We start from the raw sequence: 21,236 nt of genomic DNA, 5'->3' as shown, positions 1-21,236 counted from the left end.
GGACCGTTCTACACGGCATACCCCTCGCTTGGCGACGTAACGGAAGTCCTGCTCCGTCGGGGCGTGCGAAAGGGCGGCCCACCTCTCGGTGGACCGCCCTTCAGCGGTGTGGCGTATGCCGTGTGGCTGGCTCGGACTAGAAGCCCATGCCACCCATCTCGTCGCCACCGGGGGCCATCGGCGCAGCCTTCTCGGGCTTGTCGGCGATGACGGCCTCGGTGGTGAGGAACAGCGCGGCGATCGACGCGGCGTTCTGGAGCGCGGAACGCGTCACCTTGGCCGGGTCGATGATGCCGGCGGCGATGAGGTCGACGTACTCGCCGGTGGCGGCGTTGAGGCCCCACCCTGCTGCGAGCGTGCTGACCTTCTCCGTCACGACGCCACCCTCGAGACCGGCGTTGATCGCGATCTGCTTGAGCGGAGCGGAGGCTGCGACGCGAACGATGTTCGCACCGGTGGCCTCGTCACCCTCGAGCTCGAGCTTCTCGAACGCGGCCTTGGTCGCCTGGAGCAGGGCCACGCCACCACCGGCGACGATCCCCTCCTCGACGGCAGCCTTGGCGTTGCGCACGGCGTCCTCGATGCGGTGCTTGCGCTCCTTGAGCTCGACCTCGGTCGCGGCACCGGCCTTGATGACCGCAACACCGCCGGCCAGCTTGGCCAGGCGCTCCTGCAGCTTCTCGCGGTCGTAGTCGCTGTCCGACTTGTCGATCTCGGCGCGGATCTGGTTGACCCGACCCTGGATCTGGTCGGCGTCGCCAGCACCCTCGACGATGGTCGTCTCGTCCTTGGTGACGACGACCTTGCGGGCGCGGCCGAGCAGGTCGAGCTCCGCGGTGTCGAGCTTGAGGCCGACCTCCTCGGAGATGACCTGGCCACCGGTGAGGATGGCGATGTCGGCCAGCATGGCCTTGCGACGGTCACCGAAGCCGGGAGCCTTGACGGCGACCGACTTGAAGGTGCCCCGGATCTTGTTGACCACGAGGGTCGACAGGGCCTCGCCGTCCACGTCCTCCGAGATGATCAGCAGCGGCTTGCCGGACTGCATGACCTTCTCGAGGAGGGGCAGCAGGTCCTTGATGCCGGAGATCTTGGAGTTGACCACGAGGACGTAGGGGTCCTCGAGGACGGCTTCCATGCGCTCGGTGTCGGTGACGAAGTAGTGGCTGATGTAGCCCTTGTCGAAGCGCATGCCCTCGGTGAGCTCGAGCTCGAGGCCGAAGGTGTTGGACTCCTCGACGGTGATGACGCCTTCCTTGCCGACCTTGTCCATGGCCTCGGCGATCATCTCGCCGATCTGGGGGTCAGCAGCGGAGATCGAGGCCGTCGAAGCAATCTGCTCCTTGGTCTCGACGTCCTTGGCCATCTCGAGCAGCTGGGCGGAGACGGCCTCGACGGCCTTCTCGATGCCACGCTTGAGGGCCATCGGGTTGGCGCCTGCGGCGACGTTGCGCAGACCCTCCTTGACGAGGGCCTGGGCGAGGACGGTGGCAGTGGTCGTGCCGTCGCCGGCGACGTCATCCGTCTTCTTGGCAACTTCCTTGACCAGCTCTGCGCCGATCTTCTCGTACGGGTCGTCGAGCTCGATCTCCTTGGCGATGGACACGCCATCGTTGGTGATCGTGGGGGCTCCCCACTTCTTCTCGAGGACGACGTTGCGGCCCTTCGGACCGAGGGTGACGCGCACGGCGTCGGCGAGGATGTTCATTCCCCGCTCGAGACCGCGGCGAGCCTCTTCATCGAAAGCGATGATCTTGGCCATTCGGGTGGTTCCTCCCACGCGAAACGTAAGCGGTGGCCAGCGGGTGCCCGCGACGGACGGACCGGCTCGCACGGCTCACGTCGCCGCGTTCCCCGGACCTCACCTGGACTGGCCTGGATTGTCACTCTCAGGGTGAGAGTGCTAACGCCATTATTGGCACTCTCCCCGGGAGAGTGCAAACGTGTCCGCGTCCGGCGTACGCCGGTGGGGGTCGCCGTCGCGGCCGGCTGGTGCCACCCTGAGACATGGCATCGCACCCCGACCCGCTCGAGGGCTCGAACTTCCTCGTCGACTTCGCCGGGACGGACGACGCGTCGTTCTCCCACGTCGACCTCCCGGTGGCCCTGCTCGACGAGGTGGCCTACCGCTCGGGCGACGACAAGGCGAACGAGCCGCGCAAGCAGCCCGGGCTCGCCAGCTACACCCACCTCGTCCTCAGCCGGGGGCTGACCACCAACCTCGACCTCTGGAACTGGTGGGAGGCCGCCCGCAACGGCGATCCCACCGTCGACCGCAACGTGGTCGTCAGGCTGCTGGACGGGACCGGCCAGCTCGTCCTGACCTGGAAGTTCCGCAACGCCTTCCCGGCGGTCTACCGGCTGAGCCCCCTCGACGCCGCCGCCAGCGACCTGGTCGTCGAGACGGTGGAGCTCGCCTTCGACTCCATGGACGTCGAGGTCTAGCTACGGGCGATCCCTGCCGCCAGCGGCACCGATCGACCCGGCGACGCCACAGCCACGTCGATCCGTGGAACGGGCGTCACGGATCGACGTGGGACGCCGGCTGAGGCTCGGTCAGAGCAGGGTGCGCAGGGTGGCGTCGGCCTCGGACTCCACCGGGTCGTCGAGGTCGGCGACGAAGACGGCGTAAGCCGTGCGCGCCGGGTTGGCGTCGAGCTCGGCGAGGACGGTGCGCCAGGCCGCGAGGTTGGGGTGCTCGAGGCTGGTGCAGGCCTCCGCAGGGCGCAACGTCTCCACCGCGGCCTCCAGCTGCTGGCGGGACAGGTCGTAGGTCCGCGACCCGTTCGCGTGCCCGAGCACCTTGGCCAGGACCACCGCGGGGAGGGCGTGCCTGCCGCCCGGGGCGTTGACGTGGGGGAACTCCAGCTCCGGCGACGACGACGCCGAGCTGATGCCCACGGCATACGCGACCGGTGGCGCCCAGCCGTCGATGGTGGAGGCCAGGGCGTCCTTGATCGCAGCGAGTCCTTCGGGCGTGCTCCAGTCGGGGTCCATCAGCCCATCCTGACAGCCGAGGGGAAGGCGTCGCGGTACGACCGGAGGTCGACGGTGCCGTTGGCGACCGACTCGGCGGCCAGCGTGGCGTGGCCGACCGCCCTGGTCACGCAGTCGCCCGCCGCCACCATGAGGGCGTGCAGGGCCGGCAGCTCCGGGGCGGGCCGCTCTCCGGTCGCCAGGGTGAACAGCGTGTCGCCGTCGAGCAACGTGTGCACCGGGTGGATCGCCCGGGCGAGCCCGTCGTGCCCGAGCCCGCTGACCTTCTGGCACTGCGCCTTGGTGAGGGTTGCGTCCGTGGCGATGACGCCGATCACCGTCGCCATCCCCGGCCGCACCGGCTGTCCCTCGTATGCCGCGTCGGCCCGGGCGCGCGCGGCGGCCAGCTCGTCGGCGCTCGGGACCCCGACGTGGGCGAACTCGTCGCCGAGCCCGTAGCGCGCCGCGAGCAGCTCACCGGTGCGCTCGTCGTGGGGCGCGCCGAACGAGTTGAGGGCGACGAGGGCCGCGACGGTCGTGCCGTCGTCGAGGACCGCACTCGCCGAGCCGATCGCGCCCTTGAGCCCACCGGCCCGGGCTCCCGTCCCGGCACCGACACACCCCTGGAGCACCGCGTCGGCGGACGCCACCGCGAACGCGTCGGCACCGTCGGCGGCGGTCGGGGCGTTCGCGAACTCGCCGCCCCGGCCCAGGTCGAAGAGCACCGCCGCCGGCACGATCGGGACCACCTGCCCGGGCTCGCCCATCGGCCAACCCAGCCCGGCGGCATACAGCTGCTGCACCACGCCGTCGGCGACCGCGAGCCCGAACGCGCTCCCGCCGGTGAGCATCACGGCGTTGACCCGGTCGACGAGGTTGCGTGGGTCGAGCAGGTCGGTCTCGCGCGTGCCCGGCGCGCCGCCGCGGACGTCCACGCCAGCCACCGCACCGTCGTCCGGAGCGACCACCACGGTGCAGCCGGTGAGCCAGCCGTCCTCGCGGCGGGTGGCGTGACCGACCCGCAGTCCGGGCACGTCGGTGAGCGAGTTCGTGGGCCCCGGGCGCATCAGTCGGCGGTCGCGTCGGGTGCGTCGGTCGCGTCTGGCGCGTCGGGCCGGGCGTCGATGATGCAGAACCGGTTGCCGTCGGGGTCCTCCAGCACCTCGAAGTCGCGCTCTCCCTCGGGGTACTGCCAGTCCTGGACCCGGTGCGCCCCCAGCTGCACGAGCCGCTCGATCTCGGCCGCCTGGTCGTGGGCGTAGAGGTCGAGGTGGATGTGGGGGTGCAGCAGCGGCCGGGTGTCGCCGAGGTTGAGGGAGAGGTTGGGTCCGACACCGTCGCGGGGACTCAGGATCACCCAGTCGGGCTCGGGCTCGTAGCGCGGCGCGTAGTCGAGGGCTGCCGCCCAGAAGGCCATCGCGCGTGGGACGTCACGGACGTTGACGACGATCGACCCGATCTTGAACTCAGCTCCCATCACAGCTCCATCCGGTAGGCGCGGGCGTCGGCGACGAAGCCCACGCGTTCGACCATGGCGGTGGTGTGGACGCCCGCAGCGATCGTGACGGCGCGCAGGCCCGAGTCGCGGGCCCAGCCCACGGCGGCGTTGAGCAGCATCTCCCCCGCGCCGATGCCGCGGTGTTCGGGGCGGACGAAGAACGTGTCGACGACCAGCTCCGCGCCGGCTCCGGGCACCCGGCCGGGCCAGGGCAACGGCTCGACGACCAGGCCCTGGAGGTAGCCGGCGTGGTCGTCGCCGGCCTCGGCGATCCAGACCGGGCGGACCTTCTGGCTGGCCGACCAGGCGCGGGCGAACCGGTCGAGGAAGCCGACCTCGCTCTGGCCACCCCGGTGCCGGGCGCACTGCAGCGTCAGGGCCGCCACGACGAGCGCGTCATCGGGACCTGCCAACCGGGTTCGCACTTCGCCCACGCCAGAAGTCAACCACGCGGGAGTGCACCGGGACACCGGTTCGCCTGCACCCACGACCAGACGCCGCGGGCACCGGTGCGGACGCAACAACGCCCGTACAGTCACTTCTGCACGGGCGTTGGTGAACCAGGGGGCTCGGTCAGAGCTGGATGCCCAACCGGCGGGCGCTGCGGGCGCGCTGGCGCGAGGCGCGCAACCGGCGCAGGCGCTTGATGAGCATCGGGTCGGCCTCGAGCGCGGCCTGGGAGTCGATGAGGGCGTTGAGCACCTGGTAGTAGCGGGTGGCGCTCATGTCGAACAGCTCGCGGATCGCCTGCTCCTTGGCGCCGGCGTACTTCCACCACTGGCGCTCGAAGGCGATGATCTCGCGGTCACGATCGCTCAGCTCCGTGGTGACGCTGACCTGACCCTGCTCGTGTGCGGCGTTCAACTCTCGACCCAATCTTCGCCTGATGTGTTGCAGACCTGATGTGGTGCAGACCTGGCGTGCAGACGTGGTTCCGTCCGTGCAGGCCCAACTATACGGAGCGAATCACACGCTTGTCATTCGAGTCGGCTAGTCCGAACGGCGCAGTCTGGACGGCTCTGGTCACACCCGTCCCACTCGCCACATCAGCGTCGCCAAGCCCCACAGCAGGTGCAGCCATCAGCCCACTTGAAGGGTTGTTCCCACGATCAGGCCATCGTGTCGAGGATGGCCACGATGTCGTCCTCGGAGGTGCGCGGGTTGACGATGGCGAACCGGGTCAGGGTCTCGCCGAGGTGTGAGGTGGGGACGACGAAGGCGAACTGGTCGGCCAGCAGCCGGTCCGACCACTCCTGGTACTGCGCCGCCGTCCACCCGGGCCGACGGAAGACCACCACGGAGAGGTCGGGCTCGCGGACCACCTCGAGGTAGTCGCGCCGGGCGATCTCCTCGGCAGCGAACCGGGTGACCTCCAGCGTCCGCTCGACGGCCTCGCGGTAGGCATCGGTGCCGTGGGTGGCGAGGGAGAACCAGAACGGCAGGCCACGCGCCCGGCGGGTCAGGCCGACGGAGTAGTCGGTGGGGTTCCAGTCGGGCTTGTCGGTGAGGACGTCGAGGTAGGAGGCGTGCTGGGTGTGCGCGGCTCGGGCCAGGGCCGGCTCGCGGTAGATCAGCGCACAGCAGTCGAACGGCGCGAACAGCCACTTGTGCGGGTCGACGATGAACGAGTCGCAGTGCTCGATGCCGGCGTAGAGATGGCGGACCGAGGGGGCCGCCAGACCCGCGCCGCCGTAGGCACCGTCGACGTGGAACCAGATCCCGAACTCACGGCAGACCTCGGCCACCGAGGCGAGGTCGTCGACGATCCCGAAGTTGGTGGTGCCGCTGGTGGCGACCACCGCGAAGAACGTCTCGGGGCCGTTGGCGACCAGGACCTCGCGCAGGGCCGCACCGCTGAGGCGACCGCGGTCGTCCACCTCGACGCCGACCAGCTCGGCATCCATGACGTCGCAGGCCGACTGGATCGAGGAGTGCGCACCGTGCGTCGCGGCGACCCGCCACAGCCGAGCGCCCGCACCGCTGCGAGCATCGTGGGCCGCCTTCACCCGCGCGGTGTGGCGGGCGGCCACGAGGGCCGAGAGGTTGCCGATGGTGCCGCCGGGCACGAAGACGCCACCGGCCTCCTTCGGCAGGCCGACCAGGTCGGCGATCCAGCGCAGGGCCTGGTTCTCGGCGTACACCGCACCGGCTCCCTCGAGCCAGGAGCCGCCGTAGATCGACGACGCCCCGACCACGAGGTCGAACATCGCCGCGGCCTCGGTCGGGGCGCAGGGGATGAAGGACAGGTAGCGCGGGTGGTCGGTCGAGATGCAGGCCTGCGCGAGGTGCTCCTCGAAGAGCTTGAGCGCCTCGAGCCCACCAATGCCGTCGACGGTGATGGTCTGGCCGGCCGCGGCGTCGAGCTCCGCGAGCGTCTGGGGCCCGTCGAGTGGGACCGGGTCGAGCTTCAGGCGGTCGGCGGAGTAGGCGAGGATCGCGTCGCCGAGGGCCTCGAGGTTCTGGTCGCTGTAGCCGTGCACGCGGCGAGTCTAGGGCGCAGCGTGGCACCGGGTGCAGGGCTCAGTCAGGCCCCGTCGTCGAACAGCGCCGCCCGCAGCCCGGCCACGTCCCTGACGAGGGCGTCCGGGCTGGTCGCAGCCAGTGCCGCCTCGAGACCGGCCCCCCAGGTGACGGCCACCGCACCCATCCCCGCGGCGCGGGCGGCCTCGACGTCGACGGTCGCGTCACCGACGTAGACGCAGTCGTGCGGTGCGGCGCCGAGCTGCGCGGCGGCATACAGGAGGGGCGCGGGGTGGGGCTTGTGGAGGGTGGTCTCCTCCTGTCCTGCCAGCACGTCGATGCGGTCCTCGAGACCGACGGCGCGTAGCCCGAGGCGCACGGTGTCGCCCTTCTTGCTGGAGACCACGCCGGTGCGGGCCCCGGCGGCGTGCAGGTCGTCGAGCAGCTGCGGCACTCCCTCGACGGTGCGGATGAGCTCGTCGTGGTTGGCCAGGTTCCAGGTGCGGTAGACGTCGGTGAGCTCGGCGCCACGCCCCGGGTAGCGCTCCTCGAGCACCGGCTGGAGCGGTCGTCCGATCCACGAGCGGACCTCGTCCTCGGGGGCCGCCTGGCCGAGGACCGCGCCGAGGGCGTGGTGGTACGACGCGACGATGAGCGGGATGGTGTCGGCGAGGGTGCCGTCGAAGTCGAACAGGACCACGGGCCAGCGGGGAGTCACGGCTCGAGGCTACGGCCTTCGGCGAGGTCGGCCGCACGGGCCCGCGAGGCCAGGCACTGCCCCACCCCCGTGGGGCAGTGCACAGCGTCCTGGCCCGGTGCCTTCAGGACCCGCCGGTGGCGGGTTCGATGCCGAGCTCGTGCAGGAGCGCCTCGACGCGGCCGCGGATCTCGTCCCGGATCGGGCGCACCGCCTCGACCCCTTGGCCGGCCGGGTCGTCGAGCACCCAGTCCTCGTAGCGCTTGCCCGGGAAGTAGGGGCAGGTGTCGCCGCACCCCATCGTGACGACCACGTCGGAGGCCTCCACGGCCTCGACGGTGAGCACCTTCGGGGTCTCGGCGGCGATGTCGATGCCCTCCTCGGCCATCGCGGCGACGGCAGCGGGGTTGACCTCGTCGGCCGGCTCGCTCCCGGCGGACCGCACCTCGACGGCGCCACCCCCGAGGTGAGCGAGGTATGCCGCGGCCATCTGCGAGCGCCCGGCGTTGTGGACACAGACGAACAGGACGGACGGCTTGTCACTCATGCGGCGCTCTCTCGGGTTGCGGTGCTTTCAGGAGTGGGGACCTCGAGGATACGGAGGAGGCCGATGGCCGCGGCGGCGCCGACCAGCTGGGCGACGACGAAGGCCGGGACGCTGGCGGGGGCGATGCCCGCGAAGGTGTCGGAGAAGGCGCGGGCCACGGTGACCGCGGGGTTCGCGAACGACGTCGAGGAGGTCAGGAAGTAGGCGCCGAAGATCCAGGCGGGGACGACGAGGGCGGCCCGGCCACCGTCGCGCAGGAGCCCGATGGTGAGCACGAGTCCCGCCGTCGCCACGACCTCGCCGAGCCACAGGCCGGCGCCGGCGCGCTCGTGGTGGGACAGGTGCAGCGCGGGCAGCCCGAACATGAGGTTGGCCAGTGCGGTGCCGACCACGGCGCCGACCACCTGGGCGACGACGTAGGGGGCGACCTCGCGCCAGGCGTGCCGGCCGCGGACTGCCTCGGCGAGCGTGGCGGCGGGGTTGAGGTGCGCGCCGCTGAGGGGCGCGAGGCTGGAGACCAGCACGCCGAGGACGGTTGCCGTGGCCGCCGCGTTGACTAGGAGCTGGAGGGCGACGTCGTCGGTCAGCCGTTGGGCCATCACGCCGGAGCCGACGACAGCCGCGAGCAGGCCTGCGGCGCCGAGCGACTCGGCCGCCAGCCTGACCCGCAGCCGAGTGGTCAGCACTCGCAGCCGCAGCCGCCGCAGCAGGTGGTGTCAGCCATGACTCGCTCCTCCATCGAATGGTGCGTCGACGGTTGCATCGACTATGGTCAATGCAGGAAGTGAAACGCCTGCATCGATGTTTGTCAATATCGAGTGCGGGCCTGCCCACCGCGACCCAGGAGGACCCGTGCCCCAGCTGATCGCCACCCTGCGCGACACGACGGCGGCCGACGGCGACGCCTGCTGTGGCACGCTGACGACCGACGACGCGATGGGTCGAGAGCAGGCCGAGGCGACCGCCCAGCTGCTCAAGGCGGTGGCTGACCCGGTGCGGCTCCAGCTGCTGTCCCTGATCCGGTCGTCCAAGGGACACGAGGCCTGCGTCTGCGACCTCACGCCCGCCGTGGGTCTCAGCCAACCGACCGTGAGCCACCACCTCAAGGTGCTGACCGAGGCGGGCCTCCTGACCCGTGAGCGCCGTGGGACGTGGGCGTGGTTCCAGCTGGTGCCCGCGCGGCTCGACGACCTGGCCGCGATCTTCCGCTGACGCCCACCTGAGCCTGCGCGCGGGAGCCGGGCTAGTTTCTGGGTATGCCGCCCGCCGCCCTGACCGAGCTCGTCCACCCCTCGTGGGCGGCCGCCCTGGCACCCGTGGCCGACACCGTCGCGGGGCTCGGTGAGTTCCTGCGCGCGGAGGTCGCCGCCGGACGGGGCTACCTGCCCGCGGGCAAGCACGTGCTGCGCGCGTTCGAGCGCCCCCTCGACGACGTGCGGGTGCTGATCGTCGGGCAGGACCCCTACCCGACGCCGGGCCACGCGGTCGGGCTGTCCTTCTCCGTCGCGCCCGACGTGCGGCCGGTCCCCCGCTCGCTGGTCAACATCTACACCGAGCTGGAGAGCGACCTCGGGCTCCCCCGGCCGGCATCCGGCGACCTGTCGCCGTGGGCCGACCAGGGGGTGCTGCTGCTCAACCGGGTGCTCACCGTCGCCCCGGGCAAGCCGGCGAGCCATCGCGGCAAGGGCTGGGAGTCGGTGACGGCGGCCGCGATCGCGGCCCTCGTCGAACGCGGCGGACCACTCGTCGCGATCCTGTGGGGCAGGGACGCCAGGAACCTCGTGCCGCACCTGCCCGGCATACCGGCCATCGAGAGCGCCCACCCCTCGCCCCTGTCGGCGCACTCGGGCTTCTTCGGGAGCAAGCCGTTCAGCCGTGCCAACGAACTCCTCGCCCAGCAGGGCGCCGCACCGATCGACTGGAGCCTGCCGTGACCGACGCACCCGAGCCCGTGACCACGGACGACAACCAGACCCACCTGCCCGAGCGCGGCAAGGTCTGGCACCGCTACGTCGCGATCGGCGACTCCTTCACCGAGGGCATGTCCGACGCCGACCCGGAGCGCGACAACGCCTACGTCGGGTGGGCCGACCGGCTCGCCATGCACCTCGCCGCCATCGCGCACCGGGAGGGCGGCGAGGTCGCCTACGCCAACCTGGCCGTGCGTGGCCGCCTGCTCGCCGACGTGATCGGTCCGCAGCTCGACGCGGCGATCGCGCTCGGCCCCGACCTCGTCTCGATGGTCGGCGGGGGCAACGACATCCTGCGGCCCAAGGCCGACCTCGACGCCATCGCGGCCCGGCTCGAGGCAGCCGTCGTGCGGTTGCGCGAGGCGGGTGCCGACGTGCTCCTCGCGACGCCGACCGACCCGGTCGGGGCGCCGCTGCTCAGGCACCTGCGGGGTCGGCACGCGATCCACTCGGCCAACATCTTCAGCATCGCCCAGCAGCACGGCGCCTACGTCATCAACCAGTGGGGCATGACGGCGTTGCAGGACTTCCGGCTGTGGGCCGACGACCGGATCCACATGACGACCGAGGGCCACCGACGGGTCGCCCTCAACGCGCTCTCGGCGCTCGGCCACGACACCGACCGGGCCGACTGGTCGACGCCTCTGCCGCCACAACCTCCGCAGGCCCGGCGCGAGTCGGCCGCCGCGAACGCCGAGTGGGCCAGGACCCACCTCGCCCCCTGGGTGCAGCGCCGGCTCAGGGGCGAGTCGTCCGGTGACACCGTGCAGGCCAAGCGCCCCGAGCTCACCCCCGTCGACCCCGCCTGACCTGCGCGATTCAGGTACTAGGACGTCCTACTACTACCATCAGGCCATGCCTGCGACCCGTCTGATGCCCACCGAGGAGGGCCAGGACCTCATCGACCTCACGCGCGAGATCTGCCAGAAGGAGCTGCTCCCGCAGGTCGACGAGGCGGAGCGCCGGGCCGCCACCACGCCGGAGCTCCCGCGAGACGCCTTCCGCGTGCTGGGCCGGGCCGGACTGCTGTCGCTCCCCTACCCCGAGGACTTCGGTGGCGGCGGCCAGCCCTACGAGGTCTACCTCCAGGTCGTCGAGGAGATCGCCTCGGTCTGGATGTCGGTCGCCGTCGGCGTCTCGGTCCACTCCCTGACCTGCTACCCCGTCGCCGAGTTCGGCTCGCGGGCCCAGCAGGAGGCCCTGCTCCCCGCCATGCTGTCCGGCGACCAGCTCGGCGCCTACTGCCTGTCCGAGCGCAACTCCGGCTCCGACGTCGCGTCGATGAGCGCCCGGGCGACCGCCGACGACGAAGCCGACCCCACGGCATACACGCTCAAGGGCACGAAGGCCTGGATCAGCCACGCCGGCCACGCCGACTTCTACACCGCCTTCGTGCGCACGTCCGACGACGGCGGCCGCGGGCTGTCGTGCATCGTCGTGCCGGGTGACGCCGAGGGTCTCGCATTCGGCGCCCCCGAGAAGAAGATGGGGCTGCACTGCGACACCGTGAGCGAGGTGCACTTCGAGGGCGTCCAGGTCCCGGCCGACCGGCTGGTCGGCACGCCGGGCCAGGGCATGGCCATCGCACTGTCAGCCCTCGACTCCGGTCGCCTCGGAATCGCCGCTGCCGCAACGGGATTGGCGCAGGCTGCCCTCGACCGTGCGGTGGCCTATGCCAAGGAGCGCGAGCAGTTCGGGCGCCCCATCGGCGACAACCAGGGGCTGGCCTTCCTCCTCGCCGACATGGAAGCAGCCGTCACGAGCGCCCGGGCGTCCTACCTGCACGCCGCTCGGCTGCACGACGCCGGGCGCCCCTTCACCAAGGAGGCGGCCGTGGCCAAGCTGGTCTGCACCGACAATGCCATGCGCGTGACCACCGATGCCGTACAGGTGCTCGGCGGCGCCGGCTACACCCAGGACTTCCCCCTCGAGCGCTACATGCGTGAGGCCAAGGTCACCCAGATCTTCGAGGGCACGAACCAGATCCAGCGGCTCGTCATCAGCCGCCAGCTCCTGAAGAACTCGTCGAGCTTGTCCAAGAGAGGCTGAGAAACCTTGCAGATCAACGATTCCACCGTCGCGCTCGTCACCGGCGGAGCCAGCGGCCTCGGCGGGGCCACGGTCCGTCGGCTGCACGCCGACGGTGCGGCCGTCGTGATCCTCGACCTCCCCTCCTCCCCGGGCGAGGCGCTGGCCGCGGAGCTCGGCGAGCGCGCGCGGTTCGTGGCCACGGACGTCCGCGACGAGGCGCAGGTGCAGGCGGCGATCGACGTCGCCAGGGAGCTCGGCACGTTGCGGATCGTGGTCAACTGCGCCGGGATCGGCACCCCCGGTCGGGTCGTCGGCAAGCGCGGACCCCTGCCGCTCGAGGACTTCACCAACGTCGTCACGATCAACCTGATCGGCACGTTCAACGTCCTGCGGCTCGCCGCGGCCGCGATGCTCGACAACGAGCCCCTCGACGGGGACCGCGGTGTCGTCGTCATGACCGCGTCCATCGCCGCCTACGACGGCCAGATCGGCCAGGCCGCGTATGCCGCGAGCAAGGGTGGCGTCGTCGGCCTCACTCTCAGCGCGGCTCGCGACTTGGCGGACAAGGGAATTCGCGTCATGACGATCGCTCCGGGGACGTTCGAGACGCCGATGCTCAGCGGGCTCCCGGGCGACGTCAAGGCCGTCCTCGAGGCCCAGGTGCCGCACCCGTCCAGGCTCGGCAGCCCCGACGAGTACGCCAACCTGGTGCGCCACGTCGTCGACAACGCGATGCTCAACGGCGAGGTCATCCGGCTCGACGGCGCCCTGCGGATGCCCCCGCGCTAACCGTCTGCCATCGCCTTGGCGAGGTCTTCGCGTGAGTGGATCCCGAGCTTGATGTAGACGTGGCGCAGGTGGTACTCCACCGTCTTGGGGCTGAGGAACAACGCCACGGCAGCCTCCCGGCTGGTGCGACCCTGCGCCAGCAACGTGGCGATCTGGCGCTCCTGGGGCGTCAACGCCGCGATCACCCCGGCCCCCCGGCGCAGCGCCGTCTCGCCGGTCGCCTCCAGCTCGACGGCGGCCCGGTCGGCCCAGGGGACCGCACCCAGGTGCTCGAAGGTGGCCAGCGCCTCGCGCAGCGGGGGGCGGGCGTGGACGCGGCGTCGTGACCGACGCAGGACCGAGCCGTACGCCAGCCGCGTCCGCGCCGACTCGAACGGATCCGGAGTCAGCGCGTGCAGGCGCAGCGCCTCGACGAACTCGGCCTCCCCCTCGTCCAGCCCGCGCGCCACGCCCAGGGCCCGGTGGGCTCGGGCCAGCGCCCAGGGCTGACCCTTGGCGCGTGCCGCGGCGAGGTAGTCCTCGGCGATCGAGACAGCGTCCAGCGGCTCGCCCAGCTGCCAGCAGCACTCGACCAGCTCAGGACCCGGCGAGAGGTCCGGGTCGGTGACCCCCAGGTCCGACAGCATGTCGGCGAGCGCCTCGTAGGACTCCTTGGCTGCCTCGGGGCGCCCGGTGGCCGCCTCGAGGTCGGCTGCGCCGAAGGCCGCCCACACCATCGCCAACCAGGCCGAGTGCACAGTGCCGAGCCGCACGGCCTCCCCGCCGTGGTGTCGAGACTCCTCGGCGCGGCCCTGGCGGGCGAGCAGCCATGCGAAGCCGCCACTGGCGAGCGCCAGGTCCGTGTGGTGCCCCGTCTCCTGCGCCAGTCGGATCGCCTCGACGTAGCCGGCCTCGGCGTCGGCCCAGCCGTCCGAGGCCGCGTGGTCGCGCGAGATCAGGGTGAGCAGGAACGGCAGCATGCCCACGGCCGCCTCGGTCCGCACGGTGCGCACTGCCTCGGCCATGGTCGCCCTGACCTCCCCGGCCTCGCGAAGGAACATCGGGCCGAGCAGCGCCCACCGGAACCGCCACTGGTCGCTCCCCGCGCTGTCATCGGGGGGTTCGGCCATCGCTGCCCTGATGAGGTCGGCGCCGCGGTCGGCTCGCCCACCGAGGACGAGGGCGAACCCCGCCGCCATCCGCCCGATGCGGCGTGCCGACGGCGACGCTGACGAGCCGGTCAGGTCGACCAGCTGCTCGGCCGCGCGCAGGCCGGAGGCGGAGTCGCACAAGTAGACGCATGCCTCCACCGCGTCGGCGAGCAGGAGCGCTGCCGCGTCCGGATCGTGCGGAGTCGCGTCGTCCGCCGCGGCGAAGAGCAGGTCCCGGGCCTGCTCCAACGACCCACAGCGGGATTCGATGGATCCCAGCCGCCCCAGCACGCGCGCCCGGTCCAGCGGCGACCGGGCCAGGGCGAGCGACTGACGCAGGAGCCTGGCAGCCTCCTCGCTGGCGCCCGCCAGCCAGGCCTGGTCACCCGCGCGCAGCAGCCGCTCGCCGCGCAGACCGCCGTCGGCAGTGTGCGCGGCTGACCTGACCAGCTGTGCCGAGGCCACGGCATTGGCTCCCCTCCGGCCGGCGTCCTCGGCAGCGGTCTCGAGCAGTGCGGCCGCGGGGTCGTCCGGTCCGACAGCGGCTTCGGCCAGGTGCCAGGCACGACGGTCGAGCTCGCCGTGCTCCACCGCTGCGGCCAGGAGGCGGTGGGCCTCCCTCCGCGAGGCCGCGCTGGCCTCTCCATAGACGGCGGCCCGCACGAGCGGGTGGTGGAACTCGACCGCGATGTCGGTCAGCCGCACCAGACCCGCACTCTCGGCCTCCTCGAGAGCCGCCAGGTCGACCCCGGCCGCACGGCAGGCTCGGCCCAGGGCGGCCAGGTCGTGGTTGTCGGTGGCGGCGAGGAGCAGGGCGGTGCCCGCCTCAGCCGACAGCGCGAGTGCCTTGCGGGAGTATGCCGCGAGCAGGGCGCCCGTGAGTGCGACCGGCGTGTGGGGCGGAGCGCCGCTGAGCCGTTCGGCCTCACCGGCGAGGTCGAGGATGGCGAGGGGGTTGCCACCCGTGGCCTCGTGGAAGCGGGCCACCCGAGCGGCCGTCCAGTGCTCCGACCTGGCGCTCTCGAGCAGGGTGCGGGCGCCTTCCACCGACAGCGGCCCCAGGTGCAGGGTGGGCAGCCCGGCGAAGGCCGAGTCCTGGACGGGTCGCATCGCCACGACGATGGCGATCCGGTCACTCACCACCCGCCTCGCCGCGAAGGCGAGCGCCTGCGCGGACGACTCGTCGAAGAGGTGGCCGTCGTCGATCACGACCGCCAGCGGCATCTCGTCGGCCGCTCGCGTCAGCAGCCCCAGCACCGCCGCACCCACGGCGAACCGCGCCGGGGTCGGGCCGGTGCGCACGGCGAGCGCGACGGCCAGCGCCTCGGCCTGCGGGCCGGGAAGCTCGTCCAGCAGGGGCAGCAGGGGGACGCAGACCTGGTGCAGGCCACCGAACGTGACCTCCCGCTCGGCCTCCACCCCCCGAGCGGAGAGGACCCGCATCGCCGCGGCCAGGGCACGGGCGTGGTCGAGCAGCCCGGTCTTGCCGATGCCGGGATCGCCGGAGATGACGAGCACGCCACTGTCTCCGACCCGGGCACCAGCAAGCAGCTGCTCGATGACCCGCTGCTCAACCTCGCGCCCGACGAGCACTTCGTCAGTCTGACCAGATCACCGCGAGATGACTAGGGGGGTCAACGGATTCGAGGACCCTGCTCACGCTCCTAGCGTCTCCACCACACCTTCCGCGGCGCGAGCAGGGCGCATGCCCAAGGAGAATCGGACCACTGCAAAGGACAGCACCATGACCACCACGCACGAGGCTCCCGCCATCGACGTCGACAAGCTGATGGCTTTCGTCTTCAAGGCTGTCGACGAGGTCGGCGCCACCCTCAACACGGCGCTCGTCGTGTTGGGCGACAAGCTGGGCTACTACCAGGCGATGGCCGACTCCGGCCCCACCACTGCCTCACGGCTGGCCCAGCAGACCAGCACCGACGAGCACTACGCGCGGGAGTGGCTGAACGCCCAGGCCGCTGGTGGCTACGTCGAGTACGACGAGAGCACGGGTCACTACACCCTGCCACCGGAGCAGGCGACGGCGCTCACGGACCCCAGCAGCCCGGCATACCTGCCCGGGTTCTTCCAGATCGCGCTGGGCACCACGCACGACACGGACAGCATCCTGCAGGCGGCCCGCAACCAGGCCGGGGTCGGCTGGCACGAGCACCACGGCGACGTCCACGACGGCTGCGAGCGGTTCTTCCGCACGATGTACAACGCACACCTCGTCGGCGAGTGGCTCCCCGCGCTCGACGGCGTGGTCGACAAGCTCGAACGCGGCGCCAGGGTGGCCGACATCGGCTGCGGCTACGGCGCCTCGACGATCATCATGGCGCAGGCCTTCCCGAACTCGACCTTCGTAGGGTCCGACTACCACGAGGCGTCGATCGCAGCGGCCCGACAGCGCGCGCAGGACGCCGGCGTCGCAGACCGGGCCACCTTCGAGGTGGCCCCGGCGACGGCCTTCAGCGGATCGGGGTTCGACCTCGTGACCACGTTCGACGCCCTGCACGACATGGGCGACCCGGTGGGCGCGGCCAAGCACGTGCGCCAGGCGATCGCGCCCGAGGGCACCTGGATGGTCGTCGAGCCGATGGCCGGCGACGCCGTCAGCGACAACCTCAACCCGGTCGGCCGCGCCTACTACGGTTTCTCCACCCTGCTCTGCACGCCGTCGTCACTGGCCCAGGACGTGGGGCTGGCGCTGGGCACCCAGGCCGGACCGGCCCGGATCCGCGACGTGGTGACGACGAGTGGCTTCTCGAGGTTCGCCTCGGTGGCGCAGACGCCGTTCAACCGGGTCCTCGAAGTCCGGCCCTGACCGGGCGCGACGGAGCAGACTGAACCGATGGCACCACGACCGCAGGCGCCGGCGACCGAGCCGGCCACCACGGGCACCGTCACCCGCGACGGCGTCGTGATCGGCTATGCGGTCTATGGAGGGGGAAGCACCACCGTCCTGCTCATGCCGACCTGGACGGTGGTGCACTCCCGCATCTGGAAGGCCCAGATCGGTTACCTGGCAAGGCATTTCCGAGTCGTGACGTTCGACGGGCGGGGGAACGGCCGGTCCGACCGGCCGGTGGGCGGGGCGGCCTACACCGACGAGGTGTATGCCGCCGACGCCCTGGCCGTGCTCGACGCCACCGCGACCGCGAAGGCCGTCGTGGTCGGCCTTTCGTGGGGTCTTACCTGGGGCCTCCACCTGGCTGCCGCGCACCCCGACCGGGTGGTGGGGCTCCTCGGCCTCGGTGGGTCGAGCAACGTCGACATCCCGCGGACCGGGCGCGACCTCATCGACTGGGAGGGCCCGACGACGAGCACCGAGGGATGGGCCAAGTACAACCGCCAGTACTGGCTCGAGAACGGCTACGGCGACTTCCTGGCGTTCTTCTTCGGTCAGATGTTCGGCGAGCCGCACTCCACCAAACAGATCGAGGATGCGGTCGGCTGGGCGCTCGAGACCACACCCCAGGCGGTCGCCGATGCCACCGCAGGGATGCACGGGTTCGACGGCATCGCGACGACGCCCATCGAGGAGGTCTGTGCCCGCGTCAACTGTCCGGTCCTGCTCGTCCACGGCACCCACGACGTGATCTCGCCGGCCGCCGTCAGCCAGCGCATCGCGGAGCTGACCGGCGGTTCGGTCGTGCTGCTCGAGGGCTGCGGCCACGGGCCGTCCGCTCGCCACCCGGTGGTCGTGAACCACCTCATCCGCGACTTCGCAGAGCGGTGCGGCGGCACCCCCGCCGCGGGGGCTGCCGGAGCCCGCCCGAGCTGGTCGCGGGCCGACCGCCGGCGGCGCAAGGCACTGTTCCTCTCCTCCCCCATCGGGCTGGGTCACGCCCGCCGCGACCTCGCCATCGCCGACGAGCTGCGCAAGCGGCATCCCGACCTCGAGATCTCCTGGCTGGCGCAGCATCCCGTGACCACCGTGCTCGAGCGCGCCGGCGAGCTGGTCCATCCCGCATCGGCGTGGCTGGCCAACGAGTCCGCGCACATCGAGCACGAAGCCGGCGAGCACGACCTGCACGCCTTCCAGGCGATCCGGCGGATGGACGAGGTCCTCGTCCAGAACTTCATGGTCTTCGACGACGTCGTCCGCGACGAGCAGTACGACCTCGTCGTCGGTGACGAGGCCTGGGACCTGGACTACTTCCTGCACGAGAACCCGGAGCTCAAGCGATTCCCGTTCGCGTGGATGACCGACTTCGTCGGGTGGCTGCCGATGCCGGAGGGAGGGGCGGCCGAGGCAGCCCTGACGGCCGACTACAACGCGGAGATGCTCGAGCACCGGGCGCGGCACCGGTGGGTGCGCGACCGCTCGATCTTCGTCGGGTCACCCGACGACGTGGTGCCCCATGACTTCGGGCCCGGTCTGCCGGGCATCCGCGAGTGGACCGAGGCGAACTTCGACTTCGCCGGCTACGTCACCGGCTTCGACCAGACGGAGATCTCCGACCGGGGCCGGCTCCGCACCGAGCTCGCACATCCCGCGGACGCACCGGTCTGCGTGGTGACCGTGGGCGGCTCCGGGGTGGGGACGCCCCTGCTGAAGCGGGTGCTGGACGCCGTGCCGCTGGCTCGACGGGAGATACCGGACCTGCGGTTCCTCGTCGTGACGGGGCCGCGCATCGACCGTGGCGCGTTGCCACGACGACATGGCGTCACGGTGCGCGGGATGGTGCCCGACCTCTACAAGCACCTCGCCGCAGCCGATCTCGCGGTCGTCCAGGGCGGCCTCACCACGTGCATGGAGCTGACAGCGAGTCGCACGCCGTTCCTTTATGTCCCGTTGCGCCACCACTTCGAGCAGAACTTCCACGTGCGGCACCGGCTGGAGCGCTACCGCGCCGGCGCGATGCTGCCCTACGAAGAGGCGGCCGACCCTGACGGCCTGGCCGCCGCGATCGTCGCGAACCTGGGCCGTGCCGTCGACTACCGGCCGGTCGAGGACGACGGCGCAGCCCGGGCGGGCGAGCTCATCGCTGAGCTGCTCTGAGCGCGTTGGCCAACCGCCCGTCGAACCGCAGCGAGGACGCCTGTTCCGCGAGGACGACCATGCGCTCGAGCTGGGAGCGGTCACCGTCGAGACCGGTCCGGCACTACGCAGTTCGACTGTTCACCGGTTGCGCGCCGCGTGGCACCATGGCGAGTTGGGCCTGACTTGGAGGCGTCGGGTGTCCCACTCGTCCCGCCATGGGCCCCCGTCGAAGGGACCAGCCATGAGAGCACGCTCTCGGGCCGGAGCAGGGACGGTCCAGCACGCAGCAACTCAGCACAGCTCACCAGGACGCGCGAGGCGCCGCGGGATGGGGTTCGCCCTGACCGCAGCCCTCGGAGTCGCCCTCAGTGCCGCAGCAGGCACACCAGCGACAGCCCGACAGGCCACTCCTCAGGACAGCTCCGCAGTGCTCCTCGAGTGGAACCTCAGGGCCCAGCCCATCACAGGCTCACTGCGGCCCAGCGCCCACGGCCAGACCCGGGGCATCGCCATGGTGGCCGGCGCGGTCTACGACGCGGTCAACGCCATCGACCGCGGTCACCAGCCCTACCTGCTCGACCTCGAGGCCCTGGGGATCAGTCCTGGCGCCTCCACGGACGCGGCCGTCGCCACCGCCGCCCACCACGTGCTGGTGGCCCTGGCCCCAGCCCAGCAGACCACCCTCGACGACGCCCTGGCGGCCACCCTCGCAGCCGTGCCCGACGGCGCGGCGGAGGACGAAGGTGTCCGCGCCGGTGAAGCGGCAGCCAAGGCGATGCTCGACGCCCGTCAGGGCGACGGGTTCATGGCACCGTTCACGTTCGAGCTCGGGACGGAGGCGGGCGACTGGCGCCCCTTCCCCGCGGGCGCGCTCGACCCCGACCCGTGGGTGGGCAACCTCCGGCCGTTCCTCATGAAGAGCCAGGACCAGTTCCCTTCGTCCGGCCCGAACTCGCTGACCAGTCGCAGGTACGCGAAGGACTTCAACGAGGTCAAGGAGCTGGGCTCGCTCACGAGCACCAGCCGGACGCCGGCGCAGACGAAGACCGCGATCTTCTGGCAGACGGCGCCGGCGCCGCTCTGGCACGGCATGGCCCGCGATCTCATCACACGGCACGACCTCGGCGCCGCCGACGCCGCCCGGTTGCTGGCCAGCATGAGCCTGGCCGGTGCTGACGGCGCCATCTCCTGCTGGAACGACAAGTACCACTGGCAGTTCTGGCGGCCGGTCGCGGCCATCCGGGAGGCCGACACGGACAGCAACCCGGCGACCACTGCCGACCCTGCCTGGCTGCCGCTGTTCGACCCGTCGACGGCGACGACACCCCCGCTGTCGAACCCGCCGTTCCCAGAGCACCCCTCGGGGCACGGCTGCGTCACGGGCGCCACGCTCGGCGCAGTCCGGGCGTTCTTCGGGACCGACAAGGTGACTATCAACGTCACCTCCGGTCGCTACCCGGGTGACGTCCGCACCTTCACCCGACTGTCGACGGCGATGGACGAGGTCATCGACGCGCGCGTCTGGGGCGGCATCCACTTCCGCACCGCTGACGTCGTGGGCTCCCAGATCGGCTCGAAGGTCGCCCGGTGGATGGACAAGCACTACTTCGAACCGGTCCACGGAGGTGCGTCCGGCTAGGCGGATCGGCACGAGACCGGTTGTGGGCCTGAGCGTGCCCGCCATGCTGCCACGCGGCATACCCATGAGCGGGTCACTGCCACCTCCGTGCGCCCCGTGGGCGTCCGGGCGATGATGGGCGCATGTCCACGGATCGACCGCCGGGGGCCCCGGCCCGCTTCGACGTCCGCACGGTCGTCTACCTCCGTCGTGGGACCAACCCGCCCGACCTCCCGGAGGACGAGTCCACGGCGTTGCACCACGCCCACCTGGCCCACCTCGCAGACCTGGCCAACCGCGGGATCATCGTCGCGAACGGGCCGCTGCTCGACAAGTCCGACGAGACCATCCGCGGCATGTCGATCTGGTCGGTCGACCCCGTGGAGGCGCGTCGCCTGGCCGAACAGGACCCGGCCGTGCGGGCCGGCCGGTTCCGGGTGGACGTCGCACGCTGGGCAGTGGCGTCCGGTCGGATCGCCTTCCCGGAGCATGCCGGCCCAGTGGGTAGCGAGGTGGCCTTCGAGGATCTCTGA

General features: G+C 71.6%; 21 protein-coding genes. 10 read left to right on the top strand and 11 right to left on the bottom strand.

The window, feature by feature from the left end; genetic code table 11:
- Positions 1-136 precede the first annotated feature (136 nt).
- A complete protein-coding gene (gene groL / locus ASG91_RS08530) occupies positions 137-1,762 on the bottom strand; it encodes a chaperonin GroEL (RefSeq protein ID WP_056922193.1) in 1,626 nt (541 codons plus the stop codon).
- Positions 1,763-2,007: 245 nt separating this feature from the next.
- On the opposite strand from groL, the gene ASG91_RS08525 reads away from it, so the two are divergent.
- Complete coding sequence (locus ASG91_RS08525; protein ID WP_056922192.1) at positions 2,008-2,445, top strand: phage tail protein; 438 nt, start codon at positions 2,008-2,010, stop codon at positions 2,443-2,445.
- 111 nt (positions 2,446-2,556) lie between these two features.
- Here ASG91_RS08525 and ASG91_RS08520 read toward each other — a convergent pair whose 3' ends face one another.
- The 9 genes from ASG91_RS08520 to ASG91_RS08480 form a co-directional block, all read right to left on the bottom strand.
- A complete protein-coding gene (locus tag ASG91_RS08520; protein ID WP_157606226.1) occupies positions 2,557-2,997 on the bottom strand; it encodes a hypothetical protein in 441 nt (146 codons plus the stop codon).
- A complete protein-coding gene (locus ASG91_RS08515) occupies positions 2,997-4,043 on the bottom strand; it encodes a P1 family peptidase (protein WP_056922191.1) in 1,047 nt (348 codons plus the stop codon). The genes ASG91_RS08520 and ASG91_RS08515 overlap by 1 nt, the downstream gene beginning before the upstream one ends.
- Complete coding sequence (locus ASG91_RS08510) at positions 4,043-4,453, bottom strand: VOC family protein (protein WP_056922190.1); 411 nt, start codon at positions 4,451-4,453, stop codon at positions 4,043-4,045. Before ASG91_RS08510 ends, ASG91_RS08515 begins: the two co-directional genes overlap by 1 nt.
- Positions 4,453-4,908 (bottom strand): GNAT family N-acetyltransferase, encoded by a 456-nt coding sequence (locus ASG91_RS08505; protein WP_162257524.1) that lies wholly within the window; start codon positions 4,906-4,908, stop codon positions 4,453-4,455. Before ASG91_RS08505 ends, ASG91_RS08510 begins: the two co-directional genes overlap by 1 nt.
- A gap of 139 nt (positions 4,909-5,047) precedes the next feature.
- A complete protein-coding gene (locus ASG91_RS08500; RefSeq protein ID WP_056922188.1) occupies positions 5,048-5,338 on the bottom strand; it encodes a DUF3263 domain-containing protein in 291 nt (96 codons plus the stop codon).
- Between the two features lie 245 nt (positions 5,339-5,583).
- Entirely contained in the window at positions 5,584-6,954 is a 1,371-nt protein-coding gene (locus ASG91_RS08495) for an aminotransferase class V-fold PLP-dependent enzyme (RefSeq protein WP_056922187.1), read from the bottom strand.
- 44 nt (positions 6,955-6,998) lie between these two features.
- Positions 6,999-7,652, bottom strand: a complete 654-nt coding sequence (locus ASG91_RS08490; RefSeq protein ID WP_056922186.1) for an HAD family hydrolase — start codon at positions 7,650-7,652, stop codon at positions 6,999-7,001.
- Positions 7,653-7,755: 103 nt separating this feature from the next.
- On the bottom strand, positions 7,756-8,178 hold the full coding sequence (locus ASG91_RS08485) for an arsenate reductase ArsC (RefSeq protein ID WP_056922185.1): 423 nt from the start codon (positions 8,176-8,178) through the stop codon (positions 7,756-7,758).
- On the bottom strand, positions 8,175-8,864 hold the full coding sequence (locus ASG91_RS08480) for an aquaporin (RefSeq protein WP_371262038.1): 690 nt from the start codon (positions 8,862-8,864) through the stop codon (positions 8,175-8,177). Before ASG91_RS08480 ends, ASG91_RS08485 begins: the two co-directional genes overlap by 4 nt.
- 175 nt (positions 8,865-9,039) lie before the next feature.
- Between ASG91_RS08480 and ASG91_RS08475 the strand changes: the two genes are divergently transcribed.
- The 5 genes from ASG91_RS08475 to ASG91_RS08455 are packed head-to-tail and all read left to right on the top strand — an operon-like array spanning position 9,040 to position 12,968.
- Entirely contained in the window at positions 9,040-9,390 is a 351-nt protein-coding gene (locus ASG91_RS08475) for an ArsR/SmtB family transcription factor (RefSeq protein ID WP_371262042.1), read from the top strand.
- Between the two features lie 44 nt (positions 9,391-9,434).
- Positions 9,435-10,112: a uracil-DNA glycosylase gene (locus ASG91_RS08470; RefSeq protein WP_056922183.1), complete on the top strand. Its 678-nt coding sequence runs from the start codon at positions 9,435-9,437 to the stop codon at positions 10,110-10,112.
- Complete coding sequence (locus tag ASG91_RS08465; RefSeq protein ID WP_371262037.1) at positions 10,109-10,957, top strand: SGNH/GDSL hydrolase family protein; 849 nt, start codon at positions 10,109-10,111, stop codon at positions 10,955-10,957. Before ASG91_RS08470 ends, ASG91_RS08465 begins: the two co-directional genes overlap by 4 nt.
- 46 nt (positions 10,958-11,003) lie before the next feature.
- Positions 11,004-12,197 carry an acyl-CoA dehydrogenase family protein gene (locus tag ASG91_RS08460; RefSeq protein WP_056922182.1) on the top strand — a complete coding sequence of 398 codons (1,194 nt, stop codon included), beginning with the start codon at positions 11,004-11,006 and terminating at the stop codon, positions 12,195-12,197.
- Between the two features lie 6 nt (positions 12,198-12,203).
- Positions 12,204-12,968, top strand: a complete 765-nt coding sequence (locus ASG91_RS08455; RefSeq protein WP_056922181.1) for a 3-hydroxyacyl-CoA dehydrogenase — start codon at positions 12,204-12,206, stop codon at positions 12,966-12,968.
- Here the strand turns inward: ASG91_RS08455 and ASG91_RS08450 are convergent.
- Positions 12,965-15,691, bottom strand: coding sequence for a LuxR family transcriptional regulator (locus ASG91_RS08450; RefSeq protein WP_056922180.1), 2,727 nt, complete (start codon positions 15,689-15,691; stop codon positions 12,965-12,967). The genes ASG91_RS08455 and ASG91_RS08450 overlap by 4 nt on opposite strands.
- A 151-nt stretch (positions 15,692-15,842) precedes the next feature.
- Between ASG91_RS08450 and ASG91_RS08445 the strand changes: the two genes are divergently transcribed.
- The 4 genes from ASG91_RS08445 to ASG91_RS08430 all read left to right on the top strand — a co-directional run bounded on the left by ASG91_RS08445 (position 15,843) and on the right by ASG91_RS08430 (position 21,236).
- Positions 15,843-16,922 carry a class I SAM-dependent methyltransferase gene (locus ASG91_RS08445; RefSeq protein WP_056922179.1) on the top strand — a complete coding sequence of 360 codons (1,080 nt, stop codon included), beginning with the start codon at positions 15,843-15,845 and terminating at the stop codon, positions 16,920-16,922.
- A gap of 27 nt (positions 16,923-16,949) precedes the next feature.
- Entirely contained in the window at positions 16,950-19,103 is a 2,154-nt protein-coding gene (locus tag ASG91_RS08440) for an alpha/beta hydrolase (protein WP_056922178.1), read from the top strand.
- A gap of 310 nt (positions 19,104-19,413) precedes the next feature.
- Complete coding sequence (locus ASG91_RS08435; RefSeq protein WP_162257523.1) at positions 19,414-20,724, top strand: vanadium-dependent haloperoxidase; 1,311 nt, start codon at positions 19,414-19,416, stop codon at positions 20,722-20,724.
- 122 nt (positions 20,725-20,846) lie between these two features.
- A complete protein-coding gene (locus tag ASG91_RS08430) occupies positions 20,847-21,236 on the top strand; it encodes a YciI family protein (protein WP_056922176.1) in 390 nt (129 codons plus the stop codon).

Source organism: Phycicoccus sp. Soil802, assembly GCF_001429605.1.
In the GTDB taxonomy this organism is placed as follows: domain Bacteria; phylum Actinomycetota; class Actinomycetes; order Actinomycetales; family Dermatophilaceae; genus Pedococcus.
Note: the sequence above shows the minus strand (reverse complement) of the source record. Positions and strands in the feature narration are given on the sequence as shown.